Consider the following 3353-nt stretch of genomic DNA (forward strand, 5'->3'; position numbering starts at 1 on the left):
CAGCAATTTAATAACAATGTATTTTCCGCTATAGATGCTGATATTTTTAAATCAAAAGACCCTAAAGATAGCATTGTTTTAACCGATGATTACTTAAAAAATGTTCAACAAACTACCATTAATTTAGTATATTTAGCAGGATTGCGTTTGGGTTATATCCTTAATCTTATCTATTAAGAAACCGCCTTCTCTTTGGGTTTTTAAAAAATCAGTGTAGACAGACAGTTGCACTGATTTTTTTTGGCTTGATTGAAATCTTTATTGTTGTCTAATGCGATTTTTCCAATAGAATTTTAAATTACACCTCAATCAATATGCAACACCGCCAAAAATGCCTCTTGAGGAATATCCACTCTGCCGACGCTACGCATGCGTTTTTTGCCTTTCTTTTGCTTATCAAGTAATTTACGCTTACGCGAGACATCACCACCATAACACTTGGCAGTTACATTTTTTCTAAGGGCTTTAACATTGGTTCTGGCAACAACCTTGACGCCAATACAAGCTTGAATAGCGACATCAAACATTTGTCTTGGTACCAGCTCTTTCATTTTCTCGGCAATTTCTATGCCCTTTCGCACTGAATCTTCACGGTGAATAATGAGTGCCAAAGCATCAACCGATTCTTGATTAATCTGAATATCAAGACGGATTAAATCAGCCACTTGATAACGCTCAAACTGATAATCCATTGAGGCAAAACCTCGTGATACCGATTTAAGTCTATCAAAGAAATCAAGCACCACTTCATTAAGTGGTAACTCATATACCATTTGTACTTGCTTGCCCATATAAGTTAGACTCTTTTGCACGCCTCGCTTCGAAACACACAAACTAATCACATTACCGACAAACTCATCTGTTACTAAAATATTTGCAGTAATAATTGGCTCTCTAAACTCAGCAATAAATTGATTTTCTGGCATTTTTGATGGGCTATCAACTCGAATGGTATTGCCCTTAGTGTCTAAAATCTCATAAACCACAGTGGGTGCGGTGGTGATTAAATCCAAATCATATTCTCGTTCTAAGCGCTCTTGAACGATTTCCATATGCAGCAAACCCAAAAAACCAATTCTAAAACCAAAGCCTAAGGCGTCAGAATTTTCAGGTTCGTATTGTAATGCCGCATCATTGAGTCTAAGTTTGGACAAAGCATCACGAAACTTTTCATAATCTTCGCCTGAGATGGGAAACAAACCCGCAAATACACGAGGCTGCACTGGTTTAAAGCCCTCTAAAGCCTCGGTTACTGGGTTTTTAACACTGGTAATCGTGTCGCCCACTGGTGCACCGTCAATGTTTTTAATATTGGCAATTAAGAAACCTACTTCACCTGCTTTTAAACTTGCGGTTTTGACACGCTTAGGCGTAAATACACCGACTTCATCCACCAAATGTTCTTCGCCATTTGAGAATATTTTAATCTTATCTTTTGGCTTAATCTCACCATCCATAACGCGTATAAGAGAGACAACCCCTAAATAATTATCAAACCAAGAGTCGATAATCAATGCCTTAGTTGTTGCCTCCACATCACCTTTTGGTGCAGGGATTCTTTCAACAATTTGCTCTAAGATGTCCTCAATACCAATCCCAGATTTGGCACTGGCGTGAACAGCGTCTTGTGCTTCAACACCGATCACATCTTCAATTTCATCCACCACTCGTTCAGGATCTGCCGCTGGTAGGTCAATTTTATTTAGTACTGTTACCACTTCCAAGCCTTGCTCAATAGCGGTATAGCAATTTGCCACCGTTTGTGCTTCTACCCCTTGCGAGGCATCAACAATCAATAGTGCGCCTTCACAAGCAGAAAGTGAACGGGAAACTTCATAAGAAAAATCCACATGTCCTGGTGTATCAATAAAATTTAGCTGATAAGTTTCACCATCTTTGGCATGATAATCCAGTGTCACACTTTGCGCTTTGATGGTGATGCCCCGTTCTTTTTCAATATCCATTGAGTCTAATACTTGTGCGGACATCTCTCTATCACTCAAGCCGCCACAAAACTGAATAAAACGATCGGCAATGGTGGATTTTCCATGGTCAATATGGGCAATAATTGAAAAATTACGAATGTTTTTCATACAGATGTTAAAATTGGAATTTTTAAACCCGAAATTATACCGTTATGAATAAAGTCCAACCAACTACCTGCCAAGCCACAAGCAATTTAGAAATTAGCATTCCTGATACCCAAGGACACAATATCGTTTTATATTTTTACCCCAAAGATGCCACACCAGGATGCACCACTGAGGGGCAAGACTTTAGAGACAGTCATCAAGCGTTCTTAGATGCAAACACCATCATTTACGGCGTCTCAAAAGACGATTTAACCAAGCATGAAAAATTTAAGTCCAAACAAGCATTCCCCTTTGAGCTCATTGCTGATGTGGAAGGAGATTTATGTGAGGCGTTTGGCGTTTGGCAACTAAAGCAATTCATGGGGCGTGAATATATGGGTATTGTACGCTCTACCTTTATCATTGATACCAAAGGTAATATTCTTAAAGCGTGGGATAAAGTCAAAGTCAAAGGCCATGTGGAAGAAGTTTTGCAAGTAGTGCAAGCATTATGAGTAATGTAGATATTGATGAAGTTAATAAGTTTGCCGCATTAGCATCGCGTTGGTGGGATAAAAACTCTGAATTCAAACCCCTGCATGATATCAACCCACTACGCCTAAACTACATTAAAAAAAAATGTGGTGGCTCGCTGAAAGGCAAAAAAATCCTTGATGTCGGCTGTGGTGGTGGCATCTTAGCAGAATCCCTCGCCCTAGAAGGTGCGATTGTTACCGGCATTGATATGGCAGAAGCAGGCTTAGAAGTTGCCAAATTACACTTACTTGAGTCGGGTTTAGAAGTGGATTATCAAAAAATCCCTGTGGAGGACTTTGCCGAACAACACCTCGAAAAATTTGATATTGTAACTTGTCTAGAAATGCTAGAACATGTGCCTGACCCATCCTCAATCATCAAAGCTTGTAGCAAATTAGTCAAACCTAGCGGGCAAACCTTCTTTTCAACCATCAACCGTAACACCAAATCCTATTTATTTGCCATTGTCGGTGCAGAATACATCCTTAAACTCCTACCACAAGGCACTCATGACTGGGACAAGTTCATCAAACCAAGTGAAATGGATGAGTGGGCAAGACACTCAGGACTAACCTTGAAAAGTATGATTGGCATGACTTACAATCCGTTTACAAAAACTTATAAATTAGAAGACGATGTGAGTGTGAATTACCTATGTCATTATCAAAAATAAAAAACTGGATTTTAAAATATCGCTTTCCTTCTTTATTGATAAGTGCCACTATAGGTGTTCTTCTATCTAAA

The 3353-nt window shown here is 39.1% G+C and carries 3 protein-coding genes; 2 read left to right on the top strand and 1 reads right to left on the bottom strand.

What is annotated here, in order from left to right:
- Positions 1–305: 305 nt before the first annotated feature.
- Complete coding sequence (lepA, locus tag BAZSYMA_RS04345; RefSeq protein WP_090715989.1) at positions 306–2093, bottom strand: translation elongation factor 4; 1788 nt, start codon at positions 2091–2093, stop codon at positions 306–308.
- Positions 2094–2137: 44 nt separating this feature from the next.
- Here lepA and BAZSYMA_RS04350 point away from each other — a divergent pair, with 44 nt between their 5' ends.
- Together BAZSYMA_RS04350 and ubiG are read left to right on the top strand one after the other, a co-directional pair.
- Entirely contained in the window at positions 2138–2587 is a 450-nt protein-coding gene (locus BAZSYMA_RS04350; RefSeq protein ID WP_090715992.1) for a peroxiredoxin, read from the top strand.
- Entirely contained in the window at positions 2584–3282 is a 699-nt protein-coding gene (ubiG, locus tag BAZSYMA_RS04355) for a bifunctional 2-polyprenyl-6-hydroxyphenol methylase/3-demethylubiquinol 3-O-methyltransferase UbiG (RefSeq protein ID WP_195910096.1), read from the top strand. Before BAZSYMA_RS04350 ends, ubiG begins: the two co-directional genes overlap by 4 nt.
- The last annotated feature ends 71 nt before the right edge of the window (positions 3283–3353 follow it).

This window comes from Bathymodiolus azoricus thioautotrophic gill symbiont, from assembly GCF_001298715.1.
Taxonomy (GTDB): Bacteria; Pseudomonadota; Gammaproteobacteria; order PS1; family Pseudothioglobaceae; genus Thiodubiliella.

Coding starts and splice junctions, on each gene's coding strand:
- lepA (WP_090715989.1), bottom strand. CDS start 2,093: ATGAAAAACATTCGTAATTTTTCAATTATTGCCCATATTGACCATGGA.
- BAZSYMA_RS04350 (WP_090715992.1), top strand. CDS start 2,138: ATGAATAAAGTCCAACCAACTACCTGCCAAGCCACAAGCAATTTAGAA.
- ubiG (WP_195910096.1), top strand. CDS start 2,584: ATGAGTAATGTAGATATTGATGAAGTTAATAAGTTTGCCGCATTAGCA.